The organism is Streptomyces sp. NPDC002776 (genome assembly GCF_053592195.1).
This window is the reverse complement of the sequence record NZ_JBSFVG010000029.1, coordinates 21,894-39,433: the sequence shown is the minus strand read 5'-3', so window position 1 is coordinate 39,433 and position 17,540 is coordinate 21,894. Positions and strand designations below refer to the sequence as shown.

Here is a 17,540-nt window from a genome sequence, read left to right as displayed (position 1 = left end):
CCCGGTTACATTCCGAACCCGGAAGCTAAGCCTTACAGCGCCGATGGTACTGCAGGGGGGACCCTGTGGGAGAGTAGGACACCGCCGAACAAATTTTGAAAAGGGTTGGACCCTGAACTTCGGTTCGGGGTCCAACCCTTTTTTGCTGTGCGTCACTTGAAGTTCACGTTGCGGAACCACCATCCCGAGCATGGGTACTGCTGCAATGCTCAGGGCCGCCGGCGTCGGAGTCGGTGACGAGGTCGTCGTACCGGCCTTCGGGAACGCCGAGGTGGCCGAGGCCGTGGTCCTGGCCGGGGCGCTTCCGGTGTTCGCCGACATAGATCCGGTCACGTACTGCCTGGACGCCTCCGCCGTCGAGGCGGTCGTGACCGCACGGACCGCGGCCGTGGTGGTCGTGCACCGCTTCGGGCGGTTCGCCGACATCGCCCGGCTGCACGGGGTGGGGCAGCGGCACGGGCTGCTCGTGCTGGAGCAGGGCGAGTCCGAGGCGCCGTACGACGAGATCGCTCAGCGTCGGCAGCGGGCCGCCTATCTGGACGCGAAGCTGAAAGGCGTGTGCACGCCCGACGGGGGTGACGGGCACACCTATCAGCAGTACGTCGTGCGCGTGCCCGGGAACGGGCGGCCCGACCGGGATGCCTTCGCGCGCGCCGTGCGTGCCCGGGGGGTGGACTGCAAGGTGCCGGTGAAGACGCCCGTGCACCGGCTGCCAGAGTTCCGGCGGTGCGTGTCGTTGCCGGAGACCGAACGTGCCGCCGACGAGACGCTCACACTGCCCGTGGACGCCGCGCTGACCAAGCGGGACATGCAGCGGATCGTCTCCGCGTGCAACGCGCTGGGCGGGTTGCTCCAGCCCGCCGTCTGAGAATTCGAGCCCCAGGGTGGGCGGTTCGAAGCATGCGCGAATTCAGGGTATGATTTAGCTCGTTGCCGCGAGGGAGACCTCGAAGGCAACAGGCCCCTATAGCTCAGTCGGTAGAGCGTCTCCATGGTAAGGAGAAGGTCAACGGTTCGATTCCGTTTGGGGGCTCCGACAGAAAAAGGCCTCCGCCCTTATAGGCGGGGGCCTTTCTCGTATCCCCTGGACGCTCAGTCCGTGTGGAGGCCCGGGACGCGCATCGCGAGGATCGCCATGTCGTCGGACGGGGCGTCCGAGGCGAAGCGCTCCACGGCGCGCATGATGCGGGCGGCGACCGCGCCTGCCGTCAGGCCCGTGCAGGTCGTCAGGACGTCGCTGAGGCCGTCGTCGCCGAGCATGCGGGTTCCCTCGCGGCGCTCGGTGACGCCGTCCGTGACGCACAGCAGGACGTCGCCGGGGTCGAGCGTGACGGTCTGCTCGTAGAGCTCCAGGTCCTCCATCACGCCCAGCAGCGGCTGGGGTTCGGCGGCCGGTTCGACCGTGCCGTCCTGGCGCAGGCGGAGCGGGAGGGGGTGGCCGGCGCAGACCACCTTCAACTCCGCGCTGCCGTCCTCCTGCGGCCGCAGTTCGCCGTAGAGGAGGGTCAGGAAGCGGCTTCGGGCGCCCTCGTCCAGGATCGCGGAGTTGAGGCGCTCCAGGACCGCCGGGCCGCTGAGGCCCTCGCGGGCCAGGAGGCGCAGGGCGTGGCGGGCGAGGCCCGTGACCGCCGCCGCGTTCGGGCCCGTACCGCAGACGTCGCCGATGGCGAAGCCGTAGGCGCCGTCGCTGATCGGGAAGAGGTCGTAGAAGTCGCCGCCGACCTCGTTGCCCTCGCCGGCCGCGCGGTAGATGACCTCGACCTCCACGCCGTCGATCTGGGGGAGTTCGGGCGGCAGGAGGCTGCGCTGGAGGGCCTGGCTGATGGCCGTGCGCTCCGAGTACAGGCGGGCGTTGTCCAGGGCCAGGGCGGCTCGGCGGGAGAGATCCTCGGCCAGCTCCAGGATCTCCTGGCGGAAATGCTCGTCGGTCGGCTTGCCGAGGGTCAGCATGCCGATCACGCGGTTGCGGGCCACCAGGGGCAGTACGACGGTCTCGCCGCCGACCGCCGAGGCCGTGGCGAGCGTCGGACCGATGCCGGAGCTCGCGCGGGGGAGCTGCTCGCCGAGGCCCAGGCTGCGCATGGAGGTGCGCAGGGCGGCCTGGTGGGCGGCCTCCGCGGGAGCGGACCAGATCCGGGCGCCGGGAGTGGGGACCGGGTCGGGCGGGGCGATCTTCGAGAGCAACGACTTGATGCCGTCGATGAGTTCCTCGTCCTCGTGCAGGACGTACGAGAGGTACGGCTCGGAGGCCTGGTCGGCGATCGTGTAGACCGCGCACCACGTGGCCAGCGTCGGGACCGTCATCTGGGCCATCAGGGCGAGGGTCTGGTCGCGGTCCAGGGTGCCGGCGAGCAGGTCGGAGGCCTCGACGAGGAAGCTCAGCGAGCCCCGGCGCAGGCGCTCCAGTTCGCCGAGGCGGGCCGATTCGACGGCCAACGCGATGCGGTCGGCGGCGAATTGGAGCCGTAGCGCCTCTTCGTTGGAGTATCTGCCAGGGGCCTCCGCCGCGACGCCGAGGGAGCCGGTGAGGCGGCCCTCGACCTTCAGGGGGACCGTCACGACCGAGCGCATGCCGGTGCCGCTGAGCAGCGGGACGGCGCCGGGGACGACCGACAGGTCGTCGTGGACGGCGGGCATGCGCGCGGAGCCGTAGCGGCCGGGGCCCGCCTCGACGGGCACGCGGGCGAAGCGCTGGCGGGCGGAGGGCAGGCCGGTGGAGGCGCGGACCTCCAACTCGGTCTCGTCGTCGGTCGCGAGGAGCAGGAAGGCGGAGTCGCCGTCGAGCATGTCGCGGGCGCGCTCCACCGTGCGCTGCAGGAGGCCGTCGAGATCGTCCGGGGCCGGGGAGCCGATGAACACCTCGAAGGGGTCGGTGCTCTGGCCCTCCCCGGAGCCGGCGTCGGAGGACGGCATCCGCAACGGCGTCTGCAGGACCGCGCGTTCGTGGTCCCGGACGAGGAGGCAGACCGTGGAGGGCTCGCCGCCGGTGTCGCGGACCCGGAGATGGGAGGCGTAGACCGGGGTGACCCGGCCGTTGGCGCCGCGGATGCCGTAACTGCCCTCCCAGCGGGACAGTTGCAGGGCTTCCGCGATGCCGGTGCTGGTGCCCGGGGTGTGCGGCCAGGCGGCGAGGTCGGTCAGGGGCTTGCCGGTGACCTGCTCGGCGGGGTAGCCGAAGAGTTCCTCGGCGTCCTCGTTCCAAGCCGAGATGGCGCCCGTGCGGTCGATCTGGACGACGGCGACGCGGACGCGGGCGTCGGCGATCGGGAGGAGGTCGGTGGGGAGGGCGGGGCCCGCGGCCCGGGTGCCCACCGGGCGTTCGGGAAGATCGAGCTGGAACCAGACCTGCTTGTGCGTGGGCGTGTACTCGACACCCCACCGGCCGGCCAGGGCCGCGCAGAGCTGGAGGCCGCGGCCGCCCTCCCGGTCGGGGTTGCCCATGCTGACGGACGTGCCCTGGAGGGGGATCTCGCGCTCGGGGTAGTGGTCGGCGACCTCGATCCGGACACCGTCGTCGGCGCGCAGGCACAGGACGTCGGCGGAGGTGCCTGCGTGCACGACGGCGTTGGTCACCAGCTCGCTGGTGAGGACCACCGCGTCGTCGACGATGTCGGCGAAGCCCCAGCCCTGGAGGGTGTCGCGGACGAAGGAGCGGGCGCTCGCGACCGACCGCCCGACGGGCTCGAAGCTGGCGGCCGCGCGCGCGGTGATCACTGAACTCCTCGACCGGTTGTCGACATGCAGGGCTCCGTGGCCGGCCGGCTCCTGCCGCTGATGCGGCAGTCCGCCCGTCGGCCGGGGTTCCGAGGGCTGCTCCCCCGGGATCAGTCCGGTGGTCATGTGTGCGGCCGCCCCTCCGTGCCCGCTCGTTTCCGTGCCACCGCCCGAGCCGGACGGACCGGTGCGGCTGGACAGCCGCATGCAAGGTTACTTACCTTCGCCGTCCACGCGGATGCCGGTCCGCAGTGTTTCCGCCCGGAGGGTGTGCGGACGGTGTGCGAAGCTGCCGAACTGTTATGGCCGGGTTCGGCCGGGGTGAAACACTGGGCAAGCTTGAGGTGAAGGTCCGGTCGGGCGGAGTGGCGTCCGCTCACGGCGGGCAGCAGCCCGTGGTGCGGCCTGTCGCATCCGGCGGAGATACCCAGCAGTAACCGGTACGCCGAGCAGGAGTACCGGGAGCACGGCAGTGATGGTCTACCCCTGCGGGAGGGACACAGTGGAGTCTGGCGCAGCGACGCGGGGCACGAAGACGCGCGCGAAAGGCGGACAGCCCCTGATGAGCCAGCGTAAACCGCGCGGTGGGACCACCACGGTGGACACAGCCTCCTTGAACCGGCTGCTGGCGGCCCTCGTCTCGATGCGGGACGGCAACTTCCGCAAGCGGCTCACGGTCTCCGGCGACGGCGTGATGTCCGAGATCGCGGCCGTCTTCAACGAGGTGGCCGACCGCAATCTGCATCTGACCGGTGAGCTGTCCCGGGTACGGCGCATGGTGGGCCGCGAGGGCAAGCTCACGGAGCGGCTGGAGACGGGCGCCTGCGAGGGCTCCTGGGCGGCCGCCGTCGACAACTCCAACGCCCTGGTCGACGACCTCGTACGGCCCGTCTCCGAGGTCGGCCGGGTGCTGTCCGCGGTGGCCGAGGGTGATCTGTCGCCGCGGATGGAGCTGCGCACGCAGGCCCCGGACGGCACCGCGCATCCGCTGCGCGGGGAGTTCCTGAAGGTCGGCCGTACCGTCAACAATCTGGTCGACCAGCTGTCCACGTTCACCGACGAGGTCACGCGGGTGGCCAGCGAGGTGGGCACCGAGGGCAAGCTGGGCGGACAGGCACGCGTGCGGGGCATGTCGGGTTCGTGGAAGGACCTCACCGACTCCGTCAACACGATGGCGTACCGGCTGACCGCGCAGGTGCGGGACATCGCGCTGGTGACCACGGCGGTCGCCAAGGGCGATCTGTCCCGGAAGGTCACGGTCCATGTGGCCGGCGAGATGCTGGAGCTGAAGAACACCGTCAACACGATGGTGGACCAGCTGTCGTCGTTCTCCTCCGAGGTGACCCGGGTCGCGCGCGAGGTGGGTACCGAGGGCGAGCTCGGCGGGCAGGCACAGGTCCCGGGTGTGGCCGGTGTGTGGAAGGACCTCACCGATTCGGTGAACCTGATGGCCGGCAACCTCACGGCCCAGGTGCGAGGTATCTCACAGGTCACCACGGCGGTCGCCAACGGTGATCTGTCGCAGAAGGTGACCGTGTCGGCGCGCGGTGAGGTCGCGCAGCTCGCGGACACCATCAACCAGATGACCGAGACGCTGCGGATCTTCGCGGACGAGGTCACGCGCGTGGCCAACGAGGTCGGCGCCGAGGGACGGCTGGGCGGCCAGGCCAATGTGCCGGGTGCCGCGGGGACGTGGAAGGACCTGACGGACTCCGTCAACACGGTCTTCCGGAACCTGACGATCCAGGTGCGGGACATCGCCGCGGTGACGACGGCCGTGGCCAACGGCGATCTCTCCCAGAAGGTCACCGTCGACGTGGCCGGCGAGATGCTGGAGCTGAAGAACACCGTCAACGGCATGGTGGACCAGCTCTCCTCCTTCGGTTCCGAGGTCACGCGCGTGGCGCGCGAGGTCGGTGTCGAGGGCGAGCTGGGCGGGCAGGCGCAGGTGCCGGGCGCGGCGGGCACGTGGAAGGACCTGACGGACTCCGTCAACACCGCGTTCCGCAACCTCACCGGCCAGGTCCGCAACATCGCCCAGGTGACGACGGCGGTGGCCAACGGCGATCTGTCGCAGAAGGTCACCGTGGACGTCTCCGGCGAGATGCTCCAGCTGAAGAACACCGTGAACACGATGGTGGACCAGCTGTCGGCCTTCGCCGACCAGGTGACGCGGATGGCCCGGGACGTGGGCACGGAGGGCCGCCTGGGCGGTCAGGCGGTCGTGCCGGGGGTGTCCGGGACCTGGAAGGAACTCACCGACTCCGTCAACTTCATGGGCGGCAACCTCACCTCGCAGGTGCGGCAGATCGCCCAGGTGACCACGGCGGTGGCGCGCGGGGACCTCTCGCAGAAGATCGACGTGGACGCGCGCGGGGAGATCCTGGAGCTGAAGAACACCATCAACACGATGGTCGACCAGCTCTCCGGCTTCGCCGAGCAGGTGACCCGGGTGGCTCGTGAGGTGGGCACCGAGGGGCGGCTGGGCGGTCAGGCGCAGGTGCCCGGTGTGGCCGGTGTGTGGCGTGATCTGACCGACTCCGTGAACGGCATGGCCGGCAACCTCACCGCCCAGGTGCGCAACATCGCGCAGGTCGCCACCGCGGTGGCCCGGGGTGACCTGTCCCAGAAGATCACCGTGGACGCGCGCGGGGAGATCCTGGAGCTGAAGAACACCCTCAACACGATGGTCGACCAGCTCTCCTCCTTCGCGGAGGAGGTCACCAGGGTCGCCCGTGAGGTGGGCACGGAGGGCCAGCTCGGCGGGCAGGCCGAGGTACAGGGGGTCTCCGGCACCTGGAAGGACCTCACCCAGTCCGTGAACTTCATGGCGAACAACCTGACCATTCAGGTGCGCAACATCGCCGAGGTCACGACCGCGGTGGCCAAGGGCGATCTGTCCAAGAAGATCACCGTGGACGCCAAGGGCGAGATCCTGGAGCTCGTCACCACCGTCAACACGATGGTGGACCAGCTGTCCTCCTTCGCCGAGCAGGTGACCCGGGTGGCCCGTGAGGTGGGCACCGAGGGCATCCTGGGCGGCCAGGCGCATGTACCGGGCGTCACCGGCATCTGGAAGGACCTCAGCGACAACGTCAACCTGATGGCCAAGAACCTGACCATGCAGGTGCGGAACATCTCCCAGGTCGCGGCGGCGGTCGCCAACGGTGACCTGACCCGGACGGTGACCATCGAGGCGCGCGGCGAGGTCGCGCAGCTGGCGGACACCTTCAACACCATGGTCAAGACGCTGAGTTCGTTCGCCGACCAGGTCACCAAGGTGGCCCGCGAGGTGGGCACGGACGGCATCCTGGGCGGCCAGGCGCGGGTGCCGGGAGTGGCCGGTACCTGGAAGGACCTCACCGAGTCGGTGAACCAGATGGCGTCCAACCTCACCGGTCAGGTGCGGAACATCGCCATGGTCACCACCGCCATCGCCAAGGGCGATCTGACCAAGAAGATCGACATCGACGCGCGGGGCGAGATCCTCGAACTCAAGACGACCATCAACACCATGGTCGACCAGCTCTCCTCCTTCGCCGAGGAGGTTACCCGCGTCGCCCGTGAGGTGGGCACCGAGGGACAGCTGGGCGGCCAGGCACGCGTGCGTGACGTCGACGGCACCTGGCGGGACCTCACCGAGTCCGTGAACGAGATGGCCGGGAACCTCACCCGGCAGGTGCGGGCCATCGCGCGCGTGGCGACCGCGGTGACCCGTGGTGACCTGAACCTGAAGATCGACGTGGACGCCTCCGGCGAGATCCAGGAACTCCAGGACTACATCAACAAGATGATCGCCAACCTGCGCGACACCACGATCGCCAACAAGGAGCAGGACTGGCTCAAGGGCAACCTCGCGCGGATCTCCGCGCTGATGCAGGGCCGCCGCGATCTTCAGGACGTGGCCTCGCTGATCATGAGCGAGCTGACGCCGGTGGTGTCCGCGCAGCACGGCGCGTTCTTCCTGGCGATGCCCGACGCCCACCAGAGCGACGAGGACCAGTACGAGCTGCGGATGCTCGGCTCGTACGGCTACTCGATGGGCTCCATGCCGACTTCGTTCCGGCCGGGGGAGGCGCTGGTGGGGACGGCGGCCCAGGAGAAGCGCACGATCCTGGTGGAGAACGCGCCCAGCGGCTATCTGAAGATCTCCTCCGGGCTCGGCGAGGCACCGCCCGCCCAGGTGATCGTGTTGCCGGTGCTGTTCGAGGGCCAGGTGCTCGGCGTGATCGAGCTGGCCTCCTTCACGCCGTTCACGCAGATCCAGAAGGACTTCCTGAACCAGATCGCGGAGATGATCGCGACCAGCGTCAACACCATCTCCGTCAACACCAAGACCGAGCAGCTGCTGAAGCAGTCCCAGGAGCTGACCGAGCAACTCCAGGAGCGGTCGGCGGAGTTGGAGAACCGGCAGAAGGCCCTCCAGGCGTCCAACGCCGAACTGGAGGAGAAGGCCGAGCTGCTGGCCCAGCAGAACCGTGACATCGAGGTGAAGAACACCGAGATCGAGGAGGCCCGGCAGGTCCTGGAGGAGCGTGCCGAGCAGCTCGCGGTGTCGATGCGCTACAAGAGCGAGTTCCTCGCCAACATGTCGCACGAGCTGCGCACCCCGCTCAACTCGCTGCTGATCCTGGCCAAGCTGCTCGCCGACAACGCCGAGGGCAACCTCTCCCCGAAGCAGGTGGAGTTCGCCGAGACCATTCACGGCGCCGGTTCCGACCTGCTCCAGCTGATCAACGACATCCTGGACCTGTCCAAGGTCGAGGCGGGCAAGATGGACGTCTCCCCGACGCGCATCGCGCTCGTCCAGCTCGTCGACTACGTGGAGGCCACCTTCCGCCCGCTGACCGCGGAGAAGGGCCTGGACCTGTCGGTGCGGGTGTCGCCGGAGCTGCCCGCCACGCTGCACACCGACGAGCAGCGGCTGCTGCAGGTGCTGCGCAATCTGCTCTCCAACGCGGTGAAGTTCACCGACTCCGGATCGGTCGAGCTGGTCATCCGGCCGGCCGGGGCGGACGTGCCGGTGGCGATCCGGGAGCAGCTGCTGGAGGCGGGTTCGCTGCGGGACGCGGACGCCGATCTGATCGCCTTCTCGGTGACCGACACCGGCATCGGCATCGCGGCCAGCAAGATGCGGGTGATCTTCGAGGCGTTCAAGCAGGCCGACGGCACGACCAGCCGCAAGTACGGCGGTACGGGCCTGGGGCTGTCGATCTCCCGGGAGATCGCGCAGCTCCTCGGCGGCGAGATCCACGCGCAGAGCGAACCGGGACGCGGCTCCACCTTCACGCTGTACCTGCCGCTGCACCCGAGCGAGCTGCCGCCGCAGGGCTACCACCAGCAGCCCATGCCCGCCCTGGAGGCCGGCGACCTGGTGGCGTCGGCCGCGGATCCGTCCGAGCTGTCGGACGTGGAGATCGAGACGCCGGCCGAGGTGAAGTCGTACCAGGAGACGCAGAACGGCGCCGCCGCGCTCTTCCGGCGCCGGCGCCACAGGTCCGCGCCCGAACTGGAGCAGCGGCCGCTCCAGCAGGAGCAGCAGTGGCCGACGCTGGAGCAGCAGGCGGCGCCGCAGGTGCGCCGGGGCATCCGGTTCGGCGGGGAGAAGGTGCTGATCGTCGACGACGACATCCGCAACGTCTTCGCGCTGACCAGCGTCCTGGAGCAGCACGGCCTGTCGGTGCTGTACGCCGAGAACGGCCGGGAGGGCATCGAGGTGCTGGAGCAGCACGACGATGTGGCGGTCGTGCTGATGGACATCATGATGCCCGAGATGGACGGGTACGCGACGACCACGGCGATCCGCCGGATGCCGCAGTTCGCCGGGCTGCCGATCATCGCGCTGACCGCCAAGGCGATGAAGGGCGACCGGGAGAAGGCGATCGAGTCGGGCGCCTCCGACTACGTCACCAAGCCGGTCGACCCCGATCACCTGCTGTCGGTGATGGAGCAGTGGATGCGGGAGGCGTGACGGGACCGGCCGGGCTGCGTACGGGCCCGGTGCGCGGGCGGGAGAAGGGCAGGTCGGGAACGTACGGTGGACACACGGAGTTGCTGACTCAGTGTGCTCGACGTCGTGTAGAGGAACGGGATTCGGGGAACCTTCTGGTCTCCCGCTACGTTTCTGCTACGTGCACAGTGACATCACGGTGACAGGGTGTGGCGACAGGCGGGGTGCGGCTACCATGACCGGCACGAGGACGGGCGGCGCAAGGGAGCCGTCCCCTGGGGCGGCACCTACCGGTGCCGCGTCAAGTCCTGCGGACAGGGGAGGCCCCATGCCGGGGCGAGGAGGGCGGGCCATGGTGCAGAAGGCCAAGATCCTCCTGGTCGATGACCGGCCGGAGAATCTGCTCGCGCTGGAGGCGATCCTCTCTGCGCTCGATCAGACCCTGGTGCGGGCATCGTCCGGGGAGGAAGCGCTCAAAGCACTGCTCACGGACGACTTCGCGGTCATTCTGCTGGACGTCCAGATGCCGGGTATGGACGGTTTCGAGACCGCGGCGCACATCAAGCGCCGGGAGCGGACCCGGGATATCCCGATCATCTTCCTCACGGCGATCAATCACGGTCCCCACCACACCTTCCGCGGCTATGCCGCCGGTGCGGTGGACTACATCTCCAAGCCGTTCGACCCGTGGGTGCTGCGGGCGAAGGTCTCGGTCTTCGTCGAGCTGTACATGAAGAACTGCCAGCTCAGGGAGCAGGCGGCGCTGCTGCGGCTCCAGTTGGAGGGCAGCGGCCGGGCTCCGGGCGCCGAGACGAAGGAACCGGCGGGGCTGCTCGCCGAACTGTCGGCGCGGCTCGCGGCGGTCGAGGAGCAGGCCGAGGCGCTGTCCAAGCAGCTCGACGACGAGTCGGCGGACGCGGCGGCGGTCGCCACGGCGGCTCATCTGGAGCGCAAGCTCACCGGACTGCGGCGCGCGCTGGACGCGTTGGAGCCGGGCGCCGGGAACACCTCCTCGGTTTCCTCGCAGAACTGACGCCCGTCCGGGGCGCGTTGGAGATGACCTTTCTGTGAACATGCGTCAGTTCAGCGCCGTCGTCACGGCGACACGAACGGGTGAAGCAGTGGGCACACGTGTCCGCTGTCGTCTCCCCCGGTAATCTCACACCTATGGCCTCACGTCCCTCCGCAGCCAAGAAGCAGCCCGCGAAGAGGGCTGCCGCTCCCGCGAAGGGCCCGGCGAAGAAGACCGCCGCGAACAAGGCCCCCGCGAAGAAGGCGCCCGCCAAGAAGGCCGTCGCCAAGAAGCCCGCGCCCAGGCCGGCCCCCAGCCCCACCGGGGGCATCTACCGGCTGGTGCGGGCCGTCTGGCTCGGGCTCGCGCACGCCGTCGGCGCCGTGTTCCGCGGCATAGGGCAGGGCGCCAAGAACCTCGACCCGGCCCACCGCAAGGACGGCGTCGCCCTGCTGCTACTAGGTCTCGGGCTGATCGTCGCCGCGGGCACCTGGTCCACGTCGCGCGGTCCCGTCGGCGAGCTGGTCGAGATGCTGGTGACCGGCGCCTTCGGCCGGCTGGACCTGCTGGTGCCGATCCTGCTCGCGGTGATCGCCGTACGGTTCATCCGGCACCCGGAGCAGCCCGAGGCCAACGGCAGGATCGTGATCGGCCTGTCCGCCCTGGTCATCGGCGTCCTCGGCCAGGTGCACATCGCCTGCGGCTCGCCCGCCCGCAGCGCCGGCATGCAGGCGATAAGGGACGCCGGCGGCCTCATCGGCTGGAGTGCGGCGACTCCGCTGACGTTCACGATGGGCGAGGTCCTCGCCGTACCGCTGCTGGTGCTGCTCACCGTCTTCGGGCTGCTGGTCGTCACGGCCACCCCGGTCAACGCCATCCCGCAGCGGCTGCGGCTGCTCGGGGTCAGGCTCGGCATCGTCGACGATCCGCGGGCGGAGGAGTTCTTCGACGACGACGAGCGCTACGACGACCAGTGGCGCGAGGCGCTGCCCGCGCGCCCCCGGCGGCGCGGACCGTCGCCCGAGGCCTACGACCCCGAAGGCGCCGAACAGGAGGCCCTCTCGCGGCGTCGCGGGCGGCCCCGGCGGTCCGCAGTGCCCCAGCCCGACATGAGCCGCCCCATGGACGCGGTGGACGTCGCCGCCGCTGCCGCCGCCGCGCTGGACGGGGCCGTCCTGCACGGGATGCCGCCCTCGCCGGTCGTCGCCGACCTCACCCAGGGGGTGAGCGCGGGCGACCGCGAGCAGACCACGCCGGCACCGACACCGACGCCCGTCCCGTCCGCGCGGCCCAAGCAGGAGAAGCTGAAGACCGAGGTCGCCGACCTCACCAAGCCCGCGCCCGAGGCCCCCACCGACCTGCCCCCGCGCGCCGAGCAGCTCCAGCTCTCCGGTGACATCACCTACGCGCTGCCCTCGCTCGACCTCCTCACGCGCGGGGGGCCCGGCAAGTCGCGCAGCGCCGCCAATGACGCGGTCGTCGCCTCGCTCACCAACGTCTTCACCGAGTTCAAGGTCGACGCCGCCGTCACCGGCTTCACGCGCGGGCCGACGGTCACCCGCTACGAGGTCGAGCTGGGCCCGGCGGTGAAGGTCGAGCGGATCACCGCGCTGACCAAGAACATCGCGTACGCCGTGGCCAGCCCGGACGTGCGGATCATCTCGCCGATCCCGGGCAAGTCGGCGGTGGGCATCGAGATCCCCAACACCGACCGGGAGATGGTCAACCTCGGTGACGTGCTGCGGCTCGCGGCCGCCGCGGAGGACGACCACCCGATGCTGGTGGCGCTCGGCAAGGACGTCGAGGGCGGCTACGTCATGGCCAACCTCGCGAAGATGCCGCACGTCCTGGTCGCCGGAGCCACCGGTTCCGGTAAGTCGTCGTGCATCAACTGCCTGATCACCTCGATCATGGTCCGGGCGACCCCCGAGGACGTCCGGATGGTCCTCGTCGACCCCAAGCGGGTCGAGCTGACGGCCTATGAGGGCATCCCGCACCTGATCACGCCGATCATCACCAACCCCAAGCGGGCCGCCGAGGCGCTCCAGTGGGTCGTACGAGAGATGGATCTTCGCTACGACGACCTGGCGGCGTACGGATTCCGGCACATCGACGACTTCAACCAGGCCATAAGGGACGGCAAGGTCAAGCCGCCGGAGGGCAGTGAGCGCGAGCTCCAGCCGTACCCGTATCTGCTGGTGATCGTCGACGAGCTCGCCGACCTGATGATGGTCGCGCCGCGGGACGTCGAGGACGCGATCGTGCGGATCACGCAGCTGGCCCGTGCGGCCGGCATCCATCTGGTGCTCGCCACGCAGCGGCCCTCCGTCGATGTGGTCACCGGCCTGATCAAGGCGAACGTGCCCTCGCGGCTCGCTTTCGCCACTTCCTCGCTCGCCGACTCCCGGGTCATCCTCGACCAGCCCGGTGCCGAGAAGCTCATTGGCAAGGGCGACGGGCTCTTCCTTCCGATGGGCGCCAACAAGCCCACCCGTATGCAGGGCGCCTTCGTCACCGAGGCAGAGGTCGCGGCGGTCGTCCAGCACTGCAAGGACCAGATGGCGCCGGTCTTCCGGGACGACGTCACCGTGGGCACCAAGCAGAAGAAGGAGATCGACGAGGACATCGGCGACGACCTCGACCTGCTCTGCCAGGCGGCGGAACTGGTGGTCTCCACCCAGTTCGGGTCGACCTCCATGCTCCAGCGCAAGCTCCGGGTGGGCTTCGCCAAGGCCGGGCGGCTGATGGACCTGATGGAGTCGCGGAACATCGTCGGGCCGAGCGAGGGCTCCAAGGCACGTGACGTTCTTGTGAAGCCTGACGAGCTGGATGGCGTGCTGGCGCAGATCCGCGGGGAGGCTTGAGAAGAGTCCCCCGCGGGCCGGGCCGTCGATGTCGGATCGTGACTCACCCGTAAGGGATCATTGAGCAACCGTTTCCCTTCGACGTACGTCAAGTTGAGGGAAGCGAAACGCTGCTGCCCCACCATCGGTGTGCCGGGCCATACCGATGGCGTACAAAGTGCCGCCGCCCGGTTGCCCCAGGCTTTCATACCCCCCCTAGACTGAACTTCCAGCACAGGTGGCTATACGCTCGAAAGGCGCCCCCGTGTCCATCGGCAACTCCCCTGAAGACGAGCGTCCGTTCGAAGACGTTTCCGACGAAGCCCGCCTCTCCGTCGGCCGAGCTCTCCAGCAGGCGCGTATCGCTGCCGGACTGACCGTCGACGACGTCAGCAACGCCACCCGGGTCCGCCTGCCCATCGTGCACGCCATCGAGGCGGACGACTTCGCCCCGTGCGGCGGGGACGTGTACGCCCGCGGCCACATCAGGACCCTGGCCAGGGCCGTCGCCCTCGACCCCGGCCCGCTGCTCGCCCAGTACGACGCGGACCACGGCGGGCGGCCCGCGCCGACCCCCGCGGCGCCGCTGTTCGAGGCGGAACGCATCCGGCCGGAGCGGCGGGGGCCGAACTGGACCGCGGCGATGGTCGCCGCGATCGTGGCCGTGGTCGGCTTCGTCGGCTTCACCGCGTTCAAGGGCGAGGACGACGGCGGCTCGGCGGCGGTCGCCGAGGGTGCCACGCCCTCGGCCGGCACCTCCGCCACCACCAAGCCCAAGACCGAGAAGCCCGAGGACCCGAAGCCGGAGCCGTCCGACAGCGCCATCGCCGCCGCGCCCCAGGACAAGGTGACGGTCCGGGTCAGCGCCGCCGACGGCGAGAGCTGGATCTCCGCCAAGGACCACACCGGCGGGCTCCTCTTCGACGGCCTGCTCAAGCAGGGCGAGTCCAAGACCTTCCAGGACAGCCAGCGGATCAACCTCGTCCTCGGGGACGCGGGCGCCATCCAGCTCTACGTCAACGGCAAGAAGATCGACGACAAGTGGCAGCCGGGAGCCGTGGAGCGCCTCACCTACACCAAGGGTGACCCCCAGGCCGGCTGAGCACACCGCGCAAAAGGACGGGGTCGGCCAAGATCGGCCAACCCCGTCGACGTGGGGTGTCAGCGAGACAAAGTAGTCTTGAGTCCATGCCTGAACGCCGTACCGTCGCACTCGTCACTCTTGGCTGCGCCCGTAACGAGGTGGACTCGGAGGAGCTCGCAGGCCGCTTGGAGGCGGACGGCTGGGATCTCGTGGAGGACGCCTCCGACGCGGATGTCGCCGTCGTCAACACCTGTGGCTTCGTCGACGCCGCCAAGAAGGACTCCGTCGACGCCCTCCTGGAGGCCAATGACCTCAAGGGCCACGGAAGAACCCAGGCGGTGGTGGCGGTCGGCTGCATGGCCGAGCGGTACGGCAAGGAGCTCGCGGAAGCGCTGCCCGAGGCCGACGGGGTGCTCGGCTTCGACGACTACGCGGTCATCTCCGACCGGCTCCAGACCATCCTGAACGGCGGCATCCACGCCGCGCACACCCCGCGCGACCGGCGCAAGCTGCTGCCGATCAGCCCTGCCGAGCGGCAGGGATCGGCCGCCGACGTGGCGCTGCCCGGGCACGCGCCGGCGGACCTTCCGGAAGGGCTCGCGCCCGCCTCCGGCCCGCGCGCCCCCCTGCGCCGCCGGCTCGACGGCGCCCCCGTCGCCTCGGTGAAGCTCGCCTCCGGCTGCGACCGGCGCTGCACCTTCTGCGCCATCCCCTCCTTCCGCGGCTCCTTCATCTCGCGCCGTCCCAGCGACGTGCTCAACGAGACGCGCTGGCTGGCCGAGCAGGGCGTCAAGGAGATCATGCTGGTCTCCGAGAACAACACCTCCTACGGCAAGGACCTCGGCGACATCCGCCTGCTGGAGTCCCTGCTGCCCGAGCTGGCCGCGGTCGACGGCCTGGAGCGGGTGCGGGTCAGCTACCTCCAGCCGGCCGAGATGCGCCCCGGGCTGATCGACGTCCTCACCTCCACCCCCAAGGTCGCGCCCTACTTCGACCTCTCCTTCCAGCACTCCGCGCCCGACGTGCTGCGCGCGATGCGCCGTTTCGGCGACACCGACCGCTTCCTGGAGCTGCTCGACACCATCCGGAGCAAGGCTCCGCAGGCGGGCGTGCGCTCCAACTTCATCGTGGGCTTCCCCGGCGAGTCCGAGGCCGATCTGGCCGAGCTGGAGCGTTTCCTCAACCACGCGCGGCTGGATGCGATCGGCGTGTTCGGCTACTCCGACGAGGAGGGCACCGAAGCGGCGACGTACGACGGCAAGCTGGACGTCGACGTCGTGGCCGAGCGCCTGGCACGCGTCTCCCGGCTGGCCGAGCAGCTCGTCTCGCAGCGGGCCGAGGAACGCCTGGGCGAGACCGTGCGGGTCCTCGTGGAGTCCGTGGACGAGGAGGGCGTGTACGGCCGCGGCGCGCACCAGGCGCCGGAGACGGACGGCCAGGTGCTGCTCACGAGCGGCGAGGGCCTGAGTGTCGGTCGTATGGTCGAGGCGAAGGTGGTCGGCACCGAGGGCGTCGACCTGGTGGCCGAGCCGCTCCAGGGCTCGTTCGTACCCGATGAGGAGGCGGCCAGATGACCGGAGTCCCGGCATCCGCCGCGGGCGGCTCCTCCAAGGCGGCTGCGGCCGCGGCCGCGGTCTCCGGCGAACCCGGGGGCGCGAAGCCCGTGCGGGGCGGGAAGATCGCGGCGGCGGCCGTCAACCAGGCCAGCGTCTGGAACGTCGCCAACCTCCTGACCATGCTCCGGCTGCTGCTCGTGCCCGCGTTCGTCGCGCTGATGCTGGCCGACGGCGGGTATGACCCGGCGTGGCGCTCGTTCGCCTGGGCGGCCTTCGCCGTCGCCATGATCACCGACCTGTTCGACGGTCATCTGGCGCGGACGTACAACCTGGTCACCGACTTCGGGAAGATCGCCGACCCCATCGCGGACAAGGCGATCATGGGGGCGGCGCTGATCTGTCTGTCCGGGCTCGGTGATCTGCCGTGGTGGGTGACCGCGGTGATCCTCGGCCGGGAACTCGGCGTCACCCTGCTGCGTTTTCTCGTCATCCGGTACGGCGTCATCCCGGCGAGCCGGGGCGGCAAGCTCAAGACGCTCACGCAGGGCGTGGCCGTCGGGATGTACATCCTGGCGCTGACGGGATGGCTGGCCACTCTCCGGTTCTGGGTGATGGGTGCGGCGGTCGTGCTGACCGTGGTGACCGGGCTCGACTATGTAAGACAAGCCATTGTGCTGCGCAGGCAGGGCATCGCGGAGCGCAGGGCCGCGCTGGAGGAGGCGGAAGCGTGAATTCCCCCGCCGCTGAAGTGGTGCGACTACTGACTGTGAGGGGCGAGACCCTCGCTGTCGCGGAATCGCTCACTGGTGGCCTTGTTGCGGCGGAGATCACAGCGGCCCCCGGGGCGTCGCAGGCCTTCCGGGGTTCGGTGACCGCCTACGCCACCGAACTCAAGCACCGGGTGCTCGGGGTCGACGCGGGCCTGCTGGAGCGGCGCGGAGCGGTGGATCCGCAGGTGGCGGCTGAGATGGCGGCGGGCGTGCGCAAGGTTCTGGGCGCCGACTGGGGCATCGCGACGACCGGTGTGGCGGGCCCGGAGGAGCAGGACGGGAAGGCCGTGGGAACCGTTTACGTGGCCGTGGACGGGCCCCGCGCGGCGGATTCCGGATCCGCCGGTGGCGGGAAAGTGGCCTCGCTGCGGTTGAACGGCGACCGGGCGGAAATTCGTATGGAGAGTGTACGGAGCGTACTCGCGCTGCTCTTGCAGCAGCTCGCGAGCGAACAGCCAGAGAATGAGCGGGCACAGGATACGGAACAGAACGGGGGGTTTTGATGTTTGCAGCCCTGAGTGAACACGACATCGCTCCCCGCACGGCCGCAGCGCAAGGCGGTACGGTGGGGCGTGAAGGATGCGGCTACGCGGTCCGAGGAGGGAGCCACC

At 69.9% G+C, this 17,540-nt stretch carries 9 protein-coding genes, 1 tRNA gene and 1 rRNA gene; 10 read left to right on the top strand and 1 reads right to left on the bottom strand.

What is annotated here, in order from left to right; genetic code table 11:
• From rrf to ACWD11_RS33510, 3 genes are all read left to right on the top strand, one after another.
• Positions 1-90 (top strand): 5S ribosomal RNA (gene rrf, locus ACWD11_RS33520); the annotation flags it as partial.
• A 115-nt stretch (positions 91-205) separates the two neighbouring features.
• Entirely contained in the window at positions 206-868 is a 663-nt protein-coding gene (locus ACWD11_RS33515; RefSeq protein WP_389421011.1) for a DegT/DnrJ/EryC1/StrS family aminotransferase, read from the top strand.
• Positions 869-960: 92 nt separating this feature from the next.
• Positions 961-1,033: transfer RNA gene (locus ACWD11_RS33510), tRNA-Thr, on the top strand.
• Between the two features lie 59 nt (positions 1,034-1,092).
• On the opposite strand, the gene ACWD11_RS33505 is transcribed toward ACWD11_RS33510, so the two are convergent.
• The gene (locus ACWD11_RS33505) at positions 1,093-3,840 is read right to left on the bottom strand and encodes a SpoIIE family protein phosphatase (RefSeq protein ID WP_451287652.1); all 2,748 of its coding nucleotides are present in this window, start codon (positions 3,838-3,840) and stop codon (positions 1,093-1,095) included.
• A gap of 436 nt (positions 3,841-4,276) precedes the next feature.
• Here ACWD11_RS33505 and ACWD11_RS33500 point away from each other — a divergent pair, with 436 nt between their 5' ends.
• The 7 genes from ACWD11_RS33500 (at position 4,277) to ACWD11_RS33470 (ending at position 17,432) form a co-directional block, all read left to right on the top strand.
• A complete protein-coding gene (locus tag ACWD11_RS33500; protein WP_451287650.1) occupies positions 4,277-9,685 on the top strand; it encodes a HAMP domain-containing protein in 5,409 nt (1,802 codons plus the stop codon).
• Positions 9,686-10,016: 331 nt separating this feature from the next.
• Positions 10,017-10,697 carry a response regulator gene (locus ACWD11_RS33495; protein WP_389420956.1) on the top strand — a complete coding sequence of 227 codons (681 nt, stop codon included), beginning with the start codon at positions 10,017-10,019 and terminating at the stop codon, positions 10,695-10,697.
• A 134-nt stretch (positions 10,698-10,831) separates the two neighbouring features.
• On the top strand, positions 10,832-13,540 hold the full coding sequence (locus ACWD11_RS33490; RefSeq protein WP_451287648.1) for a DNA translocase FtsK: 2,709 nt from the start codon (positions 10,832-10,834) through the stop codon (positions 13,538-13,540).
• Between the two features lie 244 nt (positions 13,541-13,784).
• Entirely contained in the window at positions 13,785-14,621 is an 837-nt protein-coding gene (locus tag ACWD11_RS33485) for a helix-turn-helix domain-containing protein (protein WP_451287646.1), read from the top strand.
• 86 nt (positions 14,622-14,707) lie between these two features.
• The gene (gene rimO, locus ACWD11_RS33480; RefSeq protein ID WP_451287644.1) at positions 14,708-16,177 is read left to right on the top strand and encodes a 30S ribosomal protein S12 methylthiotransferase RimO; all 1,470 of its coding nucleotides are present in this window, start codon (positions 14,708-14,710) and stop codon (positions 16,175-16,177) included.
• Positions 16,174-16,890, top strand: coding sequence for a CDP-diacylglycerol--glycerol-3-phosphate 3-phosphatidyltransferase (gene pgsA, locus ACWD11_RS33475; protein WP_389420960.1), 717 nt, complete (start codon positions 16,174-16,176; stop codon positions 16,888-16,890). The genes rimO and pgsA overlap by 4 nt, the downstream gene beginning before the upstream one ends.
• Positions 16,887-17,432: a CinA family protein gene (locus ACWD11_RS33470; RefSeq protein ID WP_389420961.1), complete on the top strand. Its 546-nt coding sequence runs from the start codon at positions 16,887-16,889 to the stop codon at positions 17,430-17,432. The genes pgsA and ACWD11_RS33470 overlap by 4 nt, the downstream gene beginning before the upstream one ends.
• The last annotated feature ends 108 nt before the right edge of the window (positions 17,433-17,540 follow it).

Bases quoted from the DNA above. Each gene is read 5' to 3' on its own strand.
- ACWD11_RS33500 (WP_451287650.1), top strand. From the start codon at position 4,277: ATGAGCCAGCGTAAACCGCGCGGTGGGACCACCACGGTGGACACAGCC.
- ACWD11_RS33490 (WP_451287648.1), top strand. From the start codon at position 10,832: ATGGCCTCACGTCCCTCCGCAGCCAAGAAGCAGCCCGCGAAGAGGGCT.
- rimO (WP_451287644.1), top strand. From the start codon at position 14,708: ATGCCTGAACGCCGTACCGTCGCACTCGTCACTCTTGGCTGCGCCCGT.
- ACWD11_RS33505 (WP_451287652.1), bottom strand. From the start codon at position 3,840: ATGACCACCGGACTGATCCCGGGGGAGCAGCCCTCGGAACCCCGGCCG.
- ACWD11_RS33495 (WP_389420956.1), top strand. From the start codon at position 10,017: ATGGTGCAGAAGGCCAAGATCCTCCTGGTCGATGACCGGCCGGAGAAT.
- pgsA (WP_389420960.1), top strand. From the start codon at position 16,174: ATGACCGGAGTCCCGGCATCCGCCGCGGGCGGCTCCTCCAAGGCGGCT.
- ACWD11_RS33515 (WP_389421011.1), top strand. From the start codon at position 206: ATGCTCAGGGCCGCCGGCGTCGGAGTCGGTGACGAGGTCGTCGTACCG.